Consider the following 14,134-nt stretch of genomic DNA (forward strand, 5'->3'; position numbering starts at 1 on the left):
AGGCTGCTATACAACGCCTCGATGAGCGGAAGCCGAACCAAGACTTGGTCGCAGTTTTACGCCCATCATCAAGCACGCGGGAAGAAAACCACCCAAGCCTTGGTGATCCTTGCGCGTCGCTTGGCTCGGCTGGCCTTCGGCCTGATGAGGCATCAGGCCGACTGGAAGCCCGAGGTATATACCGGAGGTGCTAAGCCGGCCAACTGAGGCCGGGGCTGCTGCGCAGCCCAACCAAACTGACGGATAGCACCCAACGCCGAAGAGAAATTCTCTGGCGCACTGACTTGTGCCTGGAGATTGCTGAAAGAGGCCGAAGGCGGTTCAACTGAGAAATTGCCTTCGGCCATAGAATCTCCCACAGGGTTCACCACAGGCTTTCAGACTTGTGCAATACCTGTGGGAGCGGGTTTACCCGCGAATGGGCCCTCGAACGGTTACACGCAGACCTGCTTCAAGCGCTCACTGGCCGGCGCCGGCCGCCCATACAGATAGCCCTGGAAGTGCGAGCATCCTTCCGCCCGCAGCCGCTGCATCTGCTCCTCCGACTCCACCCCTTCGGCCGTGGTCTTGATCATCAGGCTGTTGGACAGCTCGGTGATCGCGCGGATGATCGACATCGCTTCGCGGCTGTCGCACATGTCATGCACGAACGACTTGTCGATCTTGATCCGGTCGAACGGGAACGAACGCAGGTAGCCCAGCGACGAATAGCCCGTACCAAAGTCATCCAGCGAGATCGACACGCCCAGGTCCTTCAGCGCCCGCAGGGTGCGCACGTTCTCTTCACTGTTGCCCAACAGCACCGACTCGGTGATCTCCAGTTCCAGGCGCTGCGGTGCCAGCCCCGAATCGGCCAGGGCCAGGGTCACGGTGTGGACCAGGTTGGCATTCTTGAACTGCACCGGCGACAGGTTCACCGACACGGTCTGCTCGGTTCCCCAAGTGGCCGCCTCCTGGCACGCCAGGTTCAGCGCACGGGTGCCGAGTTCGTGGATCAGCCCGGTTTCTTCGGCGATGGGGATGAAGTCCATGGGCATGACCATGCCGCGGGTCGGGTGCTCCCAGCGCAGCAGCGCTTCGTAGCCGGTCACGCTGCTGGTCAGCTGGTCCACCACCGGTTGGTAGTGCAGGTGCAGCTGCCCCAGGTGCAGGGCGGTGCGCAGGTCGGTTTCCACCAGGCGGCGCTGGCGGGCGGCGACATCCAGTTCGAGGTGGAAGCACTCGTAGCGGTTGCGGCCGTTGCGCTTGGCCTCGTACAGGGCCATGTCGGCATAGCCGAGCAGTTGCTCGGCCTGGTGGTTGTCGTCGGGGGCGATGGCGATACCGATGCTGACACCCACCGAGAACTGGTGGCCTTCGATCTGGAATGGCGGGCAGATTGCCTCGATCAGGCGCTTGGCGGTGTTGCAGGCAGCTTCGCGGCTGTCCAGGTGAGTCAGCACCACGGCAAACTCATCGCCGCCCAGCCGGGCCAGGGTGTCGTGCTCGCGCAACTCGCGGCGCAGGCGCTTGCCCAAGGCACGCAGCAGCTTGTCGCCGAAGGCATGGCCGAGGGAGTCGTTGATGTTCTTGAAGTTGTCCAGGTCCAGGCACAGCGCAGCGGTGAGCTTTTCGCTCTCGTGGCCGCGCACCAGGGCCTGCTTGAGGCGCTCGTGGAACAAGGTGCGGTTGGGCAGCCCGGTGAGCGCGTCGTGGTGCGCCATGTGGTGGATTTGCGCGTGGGCGGCCAGTTCTTCGGTGGCGTCTTCGGCCACGAACAGCACGTAATCGGCCTGGCCCTCGCACTTCTGGCTGAGCAGCGCACGGCTGCGCAGGGTGCGCGGTCCGCAGGCGGTGTCGACCCGGGTTTCGGCGGCAAAACCCTTGCTGCTGCGCGCGCCTCGGCTGAGCTGGGTTTCCAGGTAATCCGCTGCGGCCGGTGCCAGGCACTCTCCAGGCGTATGGCCGATCATCGGCTTGCCGCCGCCGCCGAACAGGCGCTCGGCCTGCTGGTTGGCGAGCAGGATGCGCTGGCTTTCCAGGTCCTGGACGATGACGCTGGCGGGGATGTTGGCGATCACCGAGTCGAGGAACTGCGACAGGTTGGCCATTTCCTGGCTGTACTGCTCGGCCAGTTCCTTGGCCTGCAACAGCTCAAGCTCCTGCTGACGGCGCTCGGAAATGTCGCGGGTGACCTTGGCGAAGCCGACCAGCTGGCCGTTGTCATCGCGAACCGCGTCGATCACCACATGGGCATGAAACGCCGAGCCGTCCTTGCGCAGGCGCGAGCCGATCTCTTCGAAACGGCCGGTGCTGCGGGCCTGCTCAAGGTTTTGCTCGGGCAGGCCGGCTGCGCGCTCGTCTTCGCTGTAGAACAGCGAGTAATGCTGGCCGACGATTTCCTCGGCGCGGTAGCCCTTGGCCCGCTCGGCGCCGGGGTTCCAGTTGGCGACAATACCGTCGGGAGTGAGCAGGTAGATGGCATAGTCCACCACGCTCTGGATCAACAGCCGGTACATGATGTCGGGGCTTGCGACTAGCGACATGAAATTTACCTGAACCTTCGACGCGCACGAAAGGAACCCCGCGCCAGAGCAGCCGGGTCTTGTAAAGCAGTGCTGGCATTATGCCTTGCGAGTGAGTTTTGTGAAGTAGATCACAGAATTTAGCTGCGGTCAGTGGAAGACGGATGTCACCTGGTAGGTGAGCAGGTCGGGCTCGTCACCGGGGAAGATCTGTTGCACCGGCCGTTGCAGGTCGGCCACTACGGCCTTGCAGAACGCCACTGCGATCGGGTCCAGGGCGTAGCAACGCAGCAGCCAGTCGCCTGGGCTGGCGAGGAACTGGTTGGCCACGGCACGGCCGATGCCCTGGCGCCGATAGCGCTTGAGGATGAACAGGTCGGCCATTTCCAGCGCCTCGATGCCGGGCAACTCGCTGCGCTCGACCAGCACGAAACCGGCAATGAAACCATCCACCAGCACCAGGCTGGCGCTCCAGCCCGGGGACTGCCAGTAGCGCTGCAGGTGCTCTTCGTGGATGTAGAAACGGCCGTCCACCTCGACATCTTCCTGCTCCCAGTCGGAGGACTCGTAGGCATAGAACTGATAGAGGTTACGGATCAGTTCGGCCTGGTCTGGGGTGGTGGGCAGCAGTTCGATGGGCAGCATGGCTGGGTGGGCTCGGGGAAAAGGCCATTCTAAGGCTTTTGCATGACCTGTGATGGCCTTTTCGCGGGCTCGCCCGCAGGTTCACCGCAGGTTCTGAATGCCGTGCAGTACCTGTGGGAGCGGGCAAGCCCGCGAACAGGCCGCCACAGGCTTACCCCACAGCCGCCACAGCCTCGATCTCCACCAACATGCCATCCAGCGCCAGGCGCGGCACCGGTATCAGCGTGCAGGTCGGCTTCATGTGCCCTCCCCAGGCCCGATCCGCTTCAGCCACCCACTGCGCCAGGCGTTCTTCACTGTGATCGACAATCAGCAACGTCAGCTTGAACACCTGTGCCAACTCCGCCCCTTTCGAAGCCAGTGCAGTCTGCAAATTGGCCAGCGCCTGGCGGGTCTGCCCGGCAAAATCGGGCGAAAGCTGCCCATCGGCATCCTCCCCACCCTGGCCGGCGATAAACAGCAGACGGCTGCCGGCAGTGACTTCGGCAACATGGGAATAGGCATTGCTACTGGGGTCGTACAAGCCTTGTGGATTGGACAGCTGGAATGCACGGGTCATGGAACGCTCCTTCGTGTGAATGAGCGTCCGAGTCTGTGGGCTCGAGTTAGGTAGAGGTCAAGCTGCTGTAGGAAATTTCGTTATTGCTGCACAGAAGCTCAACACCGCGTATGTAGGATTGCTCCGCATAATTCGCTAGATTGCAGCTCCCGGCATGGAGGCCAGAGCCGCGGCGCAGCGCCGCTTCACTGAAGGAAAAGCCATGAGCATGTCCTACGAATTCCAACTCGCCTACACCATCAGCCCTGAGGGCAAAGAGCACGAAGGCGACGCCGCAGTAGCGCGCACTCACCTGCGTGAAGAGATGGGCTGGAAGACCTCCGGCAAGGTCGAAACGACGCTACACGGCAAGCTGGTCCTGTCGCCCGGTACGAAGGAGGAAAAACGCAAAGAAGCCAGCAAGTCGATTCGTACCCAAATCCGCGATGCGTTCAAGGCGCTTGAGGTAGACAAGACAGTCAGCTTCGCCGGCAGCCTGATGGTCAGTGGCCTCGACCCAGCCATCAAGATCGGCATCACGCCCGACTGAAACCATCGGTATCAGGCGCCTTGCGCCTGATACCAAACCGGTCACTTCTCCTGCAGCACCGCCCTGCCCTTCACCGCCCGCGGCCCCCGCCAGGCCCAGAACAGCAATCCCGGGAACGGTGCATAGACCACGAACACGATCCACAGCATCTTGCGCTCCGCGCGCCGTTCACTGCCGATGATGTGCCAGATGGCGAAGATTTCCAGCAGGATGACCAGGGCCGCGACAATGATCCAGATCGTTCCGATTTCCATGAGCACTCTCCCGTTGGCATGTACTGGTTTGGGTTACAGCCAGCCGTGAGGGTTCACTCGGATTTGCTGCGTGCGTTCAGTGACAACCCGCGCGTCTCAAGTCTCAGATTGTCGGGCGGCCTGGACGATGAGAGCGATCAGTTGCGTCACCTGCTCGCTCAAGAGCACATTGGCGTGGTGCACCAGGCCGATGTCGCGATGGAAGGTATGTGCACCAAGGTCATAGGCCCGCACGCTGGCGGGCCAGGCATCCCGGGTGACGGTCTGCGGTACCAGCGCCACGCCAACGCCCTTGCCAACCAGTTCGGTGATGGCCTCCAGTTCGTCCAGTTCGCACACTTCGCGGGTGTTGAAATGAGCCTGGCGCAGGAAGCGATCGACCTGACGACCGCCGAACGAGGAGCGGTCATAACGAATGAAGGGTTGCGTGGTCAGGAGATCGCTCCATTGCGCCTGCTCCAGCCCTGCGGGCACGATCAGGCGGTAAGGCTCGCGGGCCAGGGTCGTCCATTGCAAATCGCTCTGCAGTTCGAATGGCGGCCGGATGATCACCGCGATATCGATCTCCCTGGCATCGACGGCGCTGAGCAACTCCAGTGACAACCCGGGGATGATACGTGTACGGCACTCCGGACGGGCCGCATGAAACTGCGCCAGCGCTTGCGGCAGCAGCGACCGCTGAATGGATGCGATGGCGCCAATGTCCACCTGCACAGTGGGCGCGGACCCAGGCACATTGGACCCCAGACTGCTGTAGAGCCGAATCACTTCCTGCGCCTGAATCAGAATTTGCTGACCACGCCGGTTCAACTGGGCGTTCCTGCCCCTGCGCTCGAAAATCTCGAACCCCAGTTCGTCCTCCAGCCGCTGCATCTGGGCGCTCACCGCTGCCTGGGTCAGGTTGACCTTCAAGCCCGCCGCGGCAAAGGTGCCCTCGCGGGCGACCACGATCAACGTCTTCAGCTCGCGAATCATCAACAAATTTCCTTTGTGTTTTTAAGAAAAATATATTGATTTTTTTATTGATTCGCCATCCCTAAACTCGTCCGCAGAACAAAAAAACAGACGCTTGCCGGCAAGCTCGGTTTTCAGGTTCCAGACGAAAGCCCCCGGCTTTCGCCTCCATTAAATCGATTCACAGGAGCACCTGATGAGCCTCTCCCCTTTCCACTTGGCAATCCCCGTTCACGATATTGCTGCTGCCCGAACGTTCTATGGCGAAGTGTTCAACCTTGAAGAAGGCCGCTCGGCTGCGCAATGGGTCGACTTCAACTTCTATGGCCATCAACTGGTGATCCACGAACACCCGAAGATGTCGTATCAGGAACAGGCACTGAGTAACCCTGTAGACGGCCACAACGTACCGGCGCCACATTTTGGCGTCATCCTGCACTGGGACGAATGGGAAGCGCTGGCCAAGCGCCTGACCGCGCTGGGCACCCAGTTCGTTATCGAACCGTACATCCGTTTCAAGGGCCAGGTGGGCGAACAGGCCACCATGTTCCTGTTCGACCCCTGCGGCAATGCACTTGAATTCAAGGCATTCAAGGACAGGGGGCAGATTTTCGCCAAACAAGCCTGATCCGTCAGCGTGCCCTTGGCGTGGGCGCTGGCGCCCACGCATCTAGCTACTGCCAATCGCGCAGCACACCTTCTATAAAAAAGGCTAGAGCCATGAAAAAAGTCCCGCTGGTCTGGCAGATCGTTGCCGGTCTGTTACTCGGTATCCTCGTCGGCTGGTACCTGAACAGCCACCCCGCTTATCAACAATGGGCAAGTACCGAAATCCTCAAACCCTTGGGTGACATCTTCATCAAGATGATGAAGATGATTGTCGTACCGATCGTCTTCTGTTGCATGGTGCTTGGCATTGCCGGGGGCGGCGACAACAAGTCGTTCGGCCGCATGGGCGCCAAGTCGCTCGGTTATTTCTTTGCCATCACCACCTTGGCGATCATTGTCGGACTGGTGCTTGGCAACCTGCTGCAACCTGGATCAGGCACCGTCATCGCAGGGATGGCACACGGTGATACCGTCATGAAGACGGAACCCGCCAAAAGCGCCTTGCTGATCGTGCAGAACATCGTGCCAGACAACGTGTTCCAGTCACTTTCCGAAGGCAAGCTACTGTCCATCCTGTTTTTTGCCGTCCTGTTCGGCATGGCCTTGAACGCGTTGCCACGGGAAAAGAGTGCAGCGGTGCTCGCCACCCTGCAAGGCACCGCCGACGCCATGTTCAAACTGGTCAACTATGTAATGGCTTACGCGCCGATTGGCGTGTTCGGCATGATCGGCTCCACCGTCGCCACCTTCGGCTTCGCCTCGCTGCTGCCACTGCTCAAGTTGATTGGCGTGGTGTACCTGGCACTGCTGCTGTTTGCGCTGATCATTCTGGGTGGCATCTGCTACCTGATAGGCGAAAACCTGCTCAAGCTGGTGCGTTACTTCAAGGATGAACTGATCCTGGCCTGCTCCAGCGCCGCGTCGGCCGCCGTGATGCCACAGTTGATGGAAAAGCTTGAGCGGTATGGCGTGCCCAGGCGCATCGTCAGCTTCGTGGTGCCGGTCGGCTACGCCTTCAACCTGGATGGCGCCTCGATCTTCCTGGGCGTCGCGACGATCTTCATCGCTCAGTTGTATGGCATCGACCTGACGCTATCCCAGCAGATTCTCCTGGTGGTGACGATGGTGCTCACCTCCAAGGGCGCCGCGGGCGTGCCTGGCTTTGCAATCATCATCCTCTCGGCGACACTGGCATCGGCCGGGCTGCCACTGGAAGCGGTGGCACTGGTGGCCGGTATCTTCCGCGTCATCGAAAGCGGCACCACCACGCTGAATGTGCTCGGTAACGCAATCGCGCCACTGGTGATCGCCCGCTGGGAGGGCGTGGCGTTGAAGGGTGATGGCAGCTCGCTGCCGGTGCGCAACTGAACGACCAGAGCCCTGTCACGGCCAAAGCCCTCTCACGAAGAGGGCTCTGGCACATCATCAGTGCCCCGGCACCCCGTCCAGGGCCGCCTTGAGCGCCACGGCATCGACAAAGGCCTGCTCGCTCACCAGCACCCCATCCTTCAAGCGCAGCCATGAAACCTGCCCTGCCTGCCCCGGATAACGGCTGGCCACGCGGCCTTCGCGATCAAGCATCACCCGATAGCTGTAATCGCGCATCGCCGGAATGGCGAACAGCTTGCTGATCAGCGCGGGCATCCGCTGGATATCCGCAACGAACACCGCATCGCGCGCCTCCAGGTAGCCCTTGGGCGCGTCGGCCAGGGCGGCCTTGACCAGCTTGGCGCCCTCCATGTCGCGGGCCACCAGCAATAGGTGAGTGTTGGCGTTCAGGCTGTAAGGCTGGTCGAACTGGTCAAGCAGCGTCCAGGGCGCCAACCGCTCGCCTGTCTCCAGGGCTTGGGCCAGCAACGGCAGCAGACCGAACAGCAATGCGATGGCGTATTTCATCGAGGTTCTCCAGAACAGAATCGCCAGCATAGCCCACTTGCCTCAACACGACCTGCAATACGACACGCGCCCGCCGGAGATTGTCTTTCCCGCACGCTCCCGCCACACTCTGCTGGCCAGCCAGGAAGCGGAGTCCAGAGTGCCCACCCCACGTCAGTTCAGCAAGAAGACCAGCACCAGCAACATGCTGCGGCTCAAGGCCAGCGCCGGCAGCCCCGAGGCCCCCTACCGCGTCGACTTCATCCTGCTCGAGCACTTCTCGATGGCCAGCTTCACCGTGGCCATGGACGTGCTGGTCACCGCCAACCTGCTGCGCGCCGACAGCTTCCGCTTCACCCCACTGTCACTCAAGGGTGACCGGGTGCTGAGCGACCTGGGCCTGGAACTGGTCGCCAGCGAACTGTCTGCCAGCGAACTCAAGGAACTCGACCTGCTGATCGTCTGCGGCGGCCTGCGCACACCGCTGAAATACCCCGAGCTCGACCGCCTGCTGGACGACTGCGCCAGCCACGGCATGGCCCTGGGCGGGCTGTGGAACGGCGCCTGGTTCCTCGGCCGGGCCGGCGTGCTCGACGACTACGGCTGCAGCATCCACCCCGAGCAGCGCGCAAGCCTGTCCGAGCGCAGCCCGCAAACCCGCATCACCCCGGCCAGCTTTACCCTCGACCGCGACCGCCTCAGCGCTGCCAGCCCCAACGGCGCCATGGAGTTGATGCTGGGCCTGGTGCGCCGCCTGTACGGTGACGGCCTGGCCGAAGGCGTGGAAGAAATCCTGTCGTTCTCCGGCGCGCGCTACCGCCAGGTCGGCCCAGGGGCGAAGAAGTCCATGAGCCTGCACCTGCGCACCATTGTCGAGCTGATGGAAAACAACCTCGAAGAGACCCTCAGCCTCGACCAGCTGGCGGCCTACAGCGGCCGCTCGCGTCGGCAGATCGACCGCTTGTTCCAGGCCCAGCTCGGCACTTCGCCGCGGCGCTACTACATGGAACTGCGCATCACCAAGAGCCGCCGCCTGCTGCAGTACTCCGACCTGTCGGTGATGGAGGTGGCCGTGGCCTGCGGCTTTGTCTCGGTATCGCACTTCAGCAAGTGCTACGCCGCTTACTTCGGCTACCCGCCGTCACGTGAGCAACGACTGGGCGAGTAAGCGGGTTCAGGCGCGGATGTAGCTGAGCACTACGTCGCAGATCATCTGCCGGTGGCGTTGCTTGACCTGTTCGTCGGCCAGGTCGATCTGGAAGATGTCGCCGAAGGTGTGGCGGTTGGACACCCGGTAGAAGCAGAACGAACTCATCAGCATGTGCAGGTCGATAACCTCGATGCCAGGGCGGAACACGCCCTCTTTCACGCCACGCGCCAGGGTGCTGCCCAAGGCCTGCAGCACCAGGCTGCTCATCTCGCGGATGGCCGGGGACTTCTTGACGTACTCGCCGTAATGGATGTTCTCGGTGCAGACCATGCGCACGAAATCGACGTTGCGGTCGTGGTGGTCGAAGGTGAACTCGGACAGCCGGCGAATCGCCTGCTCGGCCGGCAGCGACTCCAGGTCCAGACTCTGCTCGGTCTTGCGGATGTCGCCATACAGCTTGACCAGGCACTCGACGTAGAGCTGCTCCTTGCTGCCGAAGTAGTAGTAGATCATGCGTTTGGAGGTGGCCGTGCGCTCGGCGATGGCGTCCACGCGCGCGCCGGCCAGGCCCTGCTGGACGAACTCGTTGATGGCGGCCTGGAGGATGTCCTCGCGGGTTTTCTCGGGGTTGTTCTTGCGCGGTTGGCGCGTAGCCGAGGGTTCAGTCGGGCTGAGGGGGGCTACGGGGTTGCTCATGGCGGCTCACGGGGTGTCTTTTTGGGATTTGGGGGGATTATCCGTGAGTGGTTCGCCCTGCGGCAAGCGACGAAAGAACAAGCTTATCTGCCCGACCTCGACGCCCAGCTTGCTCATGTGGGTGCGGTTGATGAGCGTGTCTTCGTCCATCAGGTACATCCAGTCATCCATGTCCATCGTCCAGTGCCGGCCATCGACCGGCAGGTCCAGTTGGTAGCGCCATTGCAGGGCGTTGCCGGCCATGATGCCAGTGGCCTCGCCGATCACATCGCCTGCCGTGCCGCGCCAGCGGTTGGGGCCGTCGGGGGTGAGGGTCCAGATTCGCTGCTGGCGTGTACCATCGCTGTACACGAAATGCTCGTCGAGGATCAGTCGCTCACCTTCGCGGCGGCTATCGATACGCACGTGGAAGCGCTTGACCACCTCGCCCGAGCGCTTCTGGAACATGCCCCACGCCTGCACGGGTTGGGAGAAGAACGCCACCAGGTCCAGGCGCGGCTGCTCCTGGGCATACTGCTCGACCCCGACCTTGCAACTGCCCAACAGCAGGCAGGCGATCAACAGGAGTGCCTTGTACATGCTTCAACCTCCTCGTTCGCTCCCGCCCACCCCTAGCAGGCGCTCGCGCAGCTGTGCATCGCGGGCCCGGGGATCCAGCCAGATGGCAAAGAACGCACGGGCGAAGGCCGGGTCGGCCACTTCCAGGCTGAGTTGGCCATCGACGTAGAAACGGCAACCCTGGCCGGGCAGATACAGGCCGGTGATGTTCATGCCCGGGCGCACGTCCACGAAGGCCTCAGCCATGGCGGCTGACCAGCGTTTGACGGTGTCGGTGGGCAGTGGGTGCTTCGCCAGCCGTTGTATTTCATCGATGCTGGCCTGCACCAGCGTGTTCCGTGACAGCGACCGGTGGTAGATCAGTTCGAGGGCGAATGGCTCGTCCCAGCTCCACGAGGCGTTGGCGCGCCACAGGCGGGCGGTGTAAAGGCGCAGGCCGAACCAGGTGAAATCGCCACTGCCCGCCACCTGCGCGGCAGGCAGTGACGAACGCCAATCCGCGCTTGCGGGCAGTGACATCGCCAGCAGGGCGACCAGCGCGACCGCGCGGATAGCCAGGCTCGACCTCCCCTCACGCTCGCACATAGCGCAGGTGCGTCGCATCGGGTGTATGGAATGCTTTTTCGACCCGAAACTTGGCCACGGGCTCGTGCAGGTTGTCGAACAGGCGTCTACCGCTACCGAAGAGCACCGGGGACAAGGCAATTTCCAGTTCGTCGATGGCATCCATGCGCAAATACTGCTGGATCACATCCGCGCCACCAGAGATACGAATGTCACGGCTACCTGCAACCGCCCTGGCCAGCTCAAGGGCTTTCGCCGGCCCCTCGTTGCAGAAGTGGAACGTCGTGCCGCCCGGACGCACCCATGGTTCACGCTTTTCGTGGGTGAGCACGTAAACCGGGCAATGGAAAGGTGCCTCCTCCGGCCAGCTAAGCTCACCCTGCTCGAACATGCGCTTGCCCATGATGGCTGCGCCGGTACGTTCCAGGGTGTGGCGGAGCATGTCGTTGACCGGGCCGGTCTCGCCGCCCGAGGCGAACATGAGGTGCTCGCGGAAGTACTGCTGCTTGAGGATCCAGCTCATCAGCTCGCCCCACCTGGCGCCCCAGTGCTTGTACTCGGGAGTTTCCCAGTGCGCGATGTCCATGCCTTCCGGGGCCATGTAGCCGTCGAGGCTGAGGCCGATGTTGACGAATACCTTGCTCATGATTGCCCCCTCGCTTCGCAGATGAAAGCCTCATGAGCATAGATGAGAAGGTCTTGGGTCTTGGTTCGCGGTTATGGCTGCTAGTGTCCGCCGAAAGTTTTGCAGCGCCGGTGAGATCGAGCGCCGCCCGCGCGGCGCTCGATTTCATAAGCGCTGAAGATGTTGTGGCGGGCACCTTTCAGCCCTGACACCCACTCCCGCCGGGCACCTCGCAATCACAACACCGGCTTGCGCGCCGCGCCACTGCGGCGCTTGGCCATCGCTGCCAGGCGCACGGCGACGTTGGCCGCACCGTACCCGGCATAACCACCCTTGCGCTGGATGATCTCGAAGAAGAAGCGCTCCTCGAACGGTTCGGTGTACACGTGGAAAAGCTCGCCACCCTGGGCATCACGGTCGTACAGCACGTTGTAGTACGCCAGTTCGCTGAGGAACTCGTCGTTGAAATCAAAGCGCGCCGCGAGGTCGTCGTAGTAGTTCAGCGGGATTTCCAGCAGCGGCACCCCGGATTCCTTCGCCCGCGCCACTTCGCTGAAGATGTCCGCGCAATCGAAGGCGATGTGATGCACGCCCGAACCACGATAACTGGACAGCGCATGGGCGATGGCGGTGTTGCGGTTTTCCGAGATGTTCAGCGGCAAGCGCAGGCTGCCGCACTGGCTGCGCAAGGCGCGGCTCTTGACCAGGCCGTATGGGTCGGGCAGCACCACTTCGTCATCGGCGGCAAAGTCGAACAGGCTCTTGTAGAACAGCACCCAGCTGTCCAGCGACTCGGCTGGCAACGCCAGGGCCATGTGGTCGATGCGCTGCAGGCCACCGGTGGCGCTGGCGGCCGGGTCCAGGCGGAAGTCGGTGTCGTACAGCGACGGGCCTTCCTTGCCCTGCTCCACCAGGTAGAGCAGGCTGCCGTCGGGCGCACGCACAGCTGGCACTTCGCATTCGTTGGGGCCGACCAGGCCACGGAACGGCTGACCACGATAGTCGGTGGCGCGTTGCAGCGCGGCGTGCTCGTCCTTGACCCGCAGGGCGGTGGCGCACAGCGATGGACCGTGGGCTTCGAAGAAGTTGTGGCCGAAGGAGTACGGCTCGGCGTTGAGCACGATGTTGATATCGTTCTGGCGCAGCAGGCGCACATCCTTGCTACGGTGCTTGCCGGCTTCGGCAAAGCCCAGGCGCTTGAGCCAGCCGCCCAGACGCGCGCCGACGGCTTCGTCGACGGCGAATTCAAGGAACTCCACGCCGTCATAGGCGCTGGCGGCCGGCGGAGTGAACAGCACGCCCGGTTCGATGGCGGTGCCTTCCTGCTCCAGGCGCAGGCGGGTCTGCTCTTCGAGGTACAGCAGCGAGCGCAGGCCGTCGGCGGCGTTCTGCCGTGGCGGTGCGGCGCGGAAGCCGTCGTTGAATATCTCCAGCGACAGCGGGCCGCGGTAGCCAGTGGCGAGGATCGGTGCGAGGAAGCCGGCCAGGTCCATTTCGCCCTGGCCTGGGAAGTTGCGGAAGTGGCGGCTCCACTCCAGCACGTCCATGTTCAGGATCGGCGCGTCGGCCATCTGCACGAAGAAGATCTTGTCGCCGGGGATGTCGCGGATCGCCGCTGGGTCGCCCTTGAGCGACAGGGTGTGGAAGCTGTCGAGGATCACGCCCAGCGCCGGGTGGTCGGCCTGGCGCACCAGGTTCCACACTTGCTGGTAGGTATTGACGTGGCGGCCCCAGGCCAGGGCTTCGTAGCCGATGCGCAGGCCGCGTTTGCCCGCGTGCTCGCCGAGCAGGCGCAGGTCGTCCACCAGGATCTGTTCATCGCCCAGGGCGTCAGCCTGGACGTTGCTGCACACCAGCACCAGGTCGGTGCCCAGCTCTTGCATCAGGTCGAACTTGCGCTCGGCGCGGTCGAGGTTCTTCTGCAGGCGGTCACGGCGGCAGCCTTCAAAATCGCGAAACGGCTGGAACAGGGTGATGGCAATGCCGAGGTCGGCGCACATCTGCCGTACTTCACGCGGGCTGCCGGCGTAGTACAACAGGTCGTTCTCGAAGATCTCGACGCCGTCGAAACCGGCGGCGGCGATGGCTTCGAGCTTTTCCGGCAGGGTGCCGCTCAAGGACACGGTGGCTATCGAACGCTGCATGGGGGAGTTCCTTGTTATTGGACGGACGACGGGCCAAAACCCCGTTGGGTTTCTGGCACTGTCGATTATTCGCAGGTAAAGTCGGCCCGGCAATCTGTTTGTACGGAATGGTTAGTTTTGCGTTCGATTACCGCACAAAACCGATTTCGGCGAATTGATTCACTGCCAACCCTAAGCAAACATGGACCCAGACGCAGGCACACCGACCGCCCTCTTCTGCCCTGACGGTCGTTCGGCAGCACCTGCGCAGACAAGCCCAACGTCACGACATAATAAGTTCAATAAACCGGGTACCGACCTATGCACACCTCCATCGCCTTGCGATCCGCACCTGCTCGTTCGTCCTCCCTTTGCAGACACCGCCTGCGATCGTCAGCGCTATAACCGCCCTACTCCCGACAAGCGATCGCACCCCCTCTGGCCGCCCCCGGGCGACGCCAGCCGTGCGGCGACCTACAAGAACAACGG

At 62.6% G+C, this 14,134-nt stretch carries 15 protein-coding genes and 1 pseudogene; 5 read left to right on the forward strand and 11 right to left on the reverse strand.

Annotation, left to right across the window (positions count from 1 at the left end):
• Positions 1 to 207 (forward strand): annotated as a pseudogene (locus N430_RS00005) (IS110 family transposase); the annotation flags it as partial.
• A gap of 227 nt (positions 208 to 434) precedes the next feature.
• On the opposite strand, the gene N430_RS00010 reads toward N430_RS00005, so the two are convergent.
• The 3 genes from N430_RS00010 to N430_RS00020 all read right to left on the reverse strand — a co-directional run bounded on the left by N430_RS00010 (position 435) and on the right by N430_RS00020 (position 3,708).
• The gene (locus N430_RS00010) at positions 435 to 2,525 is read right to left on the reverse strand and encodes an EAL domain-containing protein (RefSeq protein WP_110632485.1); all 2,091 of its coding nucleotides are present in this window, start codon (positions 2,523 to 2,525) and stop codon (positions 435 to 437) included.
• 129 nt (positions 2,526 to 2,654) lie between these two features.
• Positions 2,655 to 3,149, reverse strand: a complete 495-nt coding sequence (locus N430_RS00015) for a GNAT family N-acetyltransferase (RefSeq protein WP_110632482.1) — start codon at positions 3,147 to 3,149, stop codon at positions 2,655 to 2,657.
• 151 nt (positions 3,150 to 3,300) lie between these two features.
• A complete protein-coding gene (locus N430_RS00020) occupies positions 3,301 to 3,708 on the reverse strand; it encodes a RidA family protein (RefSeq protein WP_110632480.1) in 408 nt (135 codons plus the stop codon).
• Between the two features lie 202 nt (positions 3,709 to 3,910).
• Between N430_RS00020 and N430_RS00025 the strand changes: the two genes are divergently transcribed.
• The gene (locus tag N430_RS00025; protein WP_256591932.1) at positions 3,911 to 4,237 is read left to right on the forward strand and encodes a hypothetical protein; all 327 of its coding nucleotides are present in this window, start codon (positions 3,911 to 3,913) and stop codon (positions 4,235 to 4,237) included.
• Positions 4,238 to 4,278: 41 nt separating this feature from the next.
• Here N430_RS00025 and N430_RS00030 read toward each other — a convergent pair whose 3' ends face one another.
• Together N430_RS00030 and N430_RS00035 are read right to left on the reverse strand one after the other, a co-directional pair.
• A complete protein-coding gene (locus N430_RS00030; RefSeq protein WP_012314118.1) occupies positions 4,279 to 4,491 on the reverse strand; it encodes a PLDc N-terminal domain-containing protein in 213 nt (70 codons plus the stop codon).
• Between the two features lie 96 nt (positions 4,492 to 4,587).
• Positions 4,588 to 5,466 carry a LysR substrate-binding domain-containing protein gene (locus N430_RS00035; protein ID WP_110632475.1) on the reverse strand — a complete coding sequence of 293 codons (879 nt, stop codon included), beginning with the start codon at positions 5,464 to 5,466 and terminating at the stop codon, positions 4,588 to 4,590.
• Positions 5,467 to 5,641: 175 nt separating this feature from the next.
• On the opposite strand from N430_RS00035, the gene N430_RS00040 reads away from it, so the two are divergent.
• Positions 5,642 to 6,073, forward strand: a complete 432-nt coding sequence (locus N430_RS00040; RefSeq protein WP_110632473.1) for a VOC family protein — start codon at positions 5,642 to 5,644, stop codon at positions 6,071 to 6,073.
• Between the two features lie 92 nt (positions 6,074 to 6,165).
• Positions 6,166 to 7,422, forward strand: coding sequence for a cation:dicarboxylate symporter family transporter (locus tag N430_RS00045; protein ID WP_110632470.1), 1,257 nt, complete (start codon positions 6,166 to 6,168; stop codon positions 7,420 to 7,422).
• 57 nt (positions 7,423 to 7,479) lie between these two features.
• On the opposite strand, the gene N430_RS00050 is transcribed toward N430_RS00045, so the two are convergent.
• Complete coding sequence (locus N430_RS00050; RefSeq protein ID WP_110632466.1) at positions 7,480 to 7,950, reverse strand: FAD/FMN-containing dehydrogenase; 471 nt, start codon at positions 7,948 to 7,950, stop codon at positions 7,480 to 7,482.
• Between the two features lie 139 nt (positions 7,951 to 8,089).
• Here N430_RS00050 and N430_RS00055 point away from each other — a divergent pair, with 139 nt between their 5' ends.
• On the forward strand, positions 8,090 to 9,097 hold the full coding sequence (locus N430_RS00055) for a GlxA family transcriptional regulator (RefSeq protein ID WP_103447900.1): 1,008 nt from the start codon (positions 8,090 to 8,092) through the stop codon (positions 9,095 to 9,097).
• 6 nt (positions 9,098 to 9,103) lie between these two features.
• Here the strand turns inward: N430_RS00055 and N430_RS00060 are convergent, their stop codons facing one another.
• The 5 genes from N430_RS00060 to quiC all read right to left on the reverse strand — a co-directional run bounded on the left by N430_RS00060 (position 9,104) and on the right by quiC (position 13,666).
• The gene (locus N430_RS00060) at positions 9,104 to 9,775 is read right to left on the reverse strand and encodes a TetR/AcrR family transcriptional regulator (RefSeq protein ID WP_110632462.1); all 672 of its coding nucleotides are present in this window, start codon (positions 9,773 to 9,775) and stop codon (positions 9,104 to 9,106) included.
• A gap of 6 nt (positions 9,776 to 9,781) precedes the next feature.
• Positions 9,782 to 10,354 carry a DUF3833 domain-containing protein gene (locus N430_RS00065; RefSeq protein WP_110632460.1) on the reverse strand — a complete coding sequence of 191 codons (573 nt, stop codon included), beginning with the start codon at positions 10,352 to 10,354 and terminating at the stop codon, positions 9,782 to 9,784.
• A 3-nt stretch (positions 10,355 to 10,357) separates the two neighbouring features.
• Positions 10,358 to 10,918 (reverse strand): chalcone isomerase family protein, encoded by a 561-nt coding sequence (locus N430_RS00070; protein WP_110632457.1) that lies wholly within the window; start codon positions 10,916 to 10,918, stop codon positions 10,358 to 10,360.
• On the reverse strand, positions 10,905 to 11,543 hold the full coding sequence (locus tag N430_RS00075; protein WP_110632455.1) for a dihydrofolate reductase family protein: 639 nt from the start codon (positions 11,541 to 11,543) through the stop codon (positions 10,905 to 10,907). Before N430_RS00075 ends, N430_RS00070 begins: the two co-directional genes overlap by 14 nt.
• Positions 11,544 to 11,758: 215 nt before the next feature.
• Positions 11,759 to 13,666 (reverse strand): 3-dehydroshikimate dehydratase QuiC, encoded by a 1,908-nt coding sequence (quiC, locus tag N430_RS00080; RefSeq protein ID WP_110632452.1) that lies wholly within the window; start codon positions 13,664 to 13,666, stop codon positions 11,759 to 11,761.
• Positions 13,667 to 14,134 lie beyond the last annotated feature (468 nt).

The organism is Pseudomonas sp. CC120222-01a, assembly GCF_003097235.1.
GTDB lineage: Bacteria > Pseudomonadota > Gammaproteobacteria > Pseudomonadales > Pseudomonadaceae > Aquipseudomonas.

Bases quoted from the DNA above. Each gene is read 5' to 3' on its own strand.
- N430_RS00045 (WP_110632470.1), top strand. From the start codon at position 6,166: ATGAAAAAAGTCCCGCTGGTCTGGCAGATCGTTGCCGGTCTGTTACTC.
- N430_RS00010 (WP_110632485.1), bottom strand. From the start codon at position 2,525: ATGTCGCTAGTCGCAAGCCCCGACATCATGTACCGGCTGTTGATCCAG.
- N430_RS00020 (WP_110632480.1), bottom strand. From the start codon at position 3,708: ATGACCCGTGCATTCCAGCTGTCCAATCCACAAGGCTTGTACGACCCC.
- N430_RS00040 (WP_110632473.1), top strand. From the start codon at position 5,642: ATGAGCCTCTCCCCTTTCCACTTGGCAATCCCCGTTCACGATATTGCT.
- N430_RS00035 (WP_110632475.1), bottom strand. From the start codon at position 5,466: ATGATTCGCGAGCTGAAGACGTTGATCGTGGTCGCCCGCGAGGGCACC.
- N430_RS00030 (WP_012314118.1), bottom strand. From the start codon at position 4,491: ATGGAAATCGGAACGATCTGGATCATTGTCGCGGCCCTGGTCATCCTG.
- quiC (WP_110632452.1), bottom strand. From the start codon at position 13,666: ATGCAGCGTTCGATAGCCACCGTGTCCTTGAGCGGCACCCTGCCGGAA.
- N430_RS00075 (WP_110632455.1), bottom strand. From the start codon at position 11,543: ATGAGCAAGGTATTCGTCAACATCGGCCTCAGCCTCGACGGCTACATG.
- N430_RS00070 (WP_110632457.1), bottom strand. From the start codon at position 10,918: ATGTGCGAGCGTGAGGGGAGGTCGAGCCTGGCTATCCGCGCGGTCGCG.
- N430_RS00015 (WP_110632482.1), bottom strand. From the start codon at position 3,149: ATGCTGCCCATCGAACTGCTGCCCACCACCCCAGACCAGGCCGAACTG.
- N430_RS00050 (WP_110632466.1), bottom strand. From the start codon at position 7,950: ATGAAATACGCCATCGCATTGCTGTTCGGTCTGCTGCCGTTGCTGGCC.
- N430_RS00065 (WP_110632460.1), bottom strand. From the start codon at position 10,354: ATGTACAAGGCACTCCTGTTGATCGCCTGCCTGCTGTTGGGCAGTTGC.
- N430_RS00060 (WP_110632462.1), bottom strand. From the start codon at position 9,775: ATGAGCAACCCCGTAGCCCCCCTCAGCCCGACTGAACCCTCGGCTACG.
- N430_RS00025 (WP_256591932.1), top strand. From the start codon at position 3,911: ATGAGCATGTCCTACGAATTCCAACTCGCCTACACCATCAGCCCTGAG.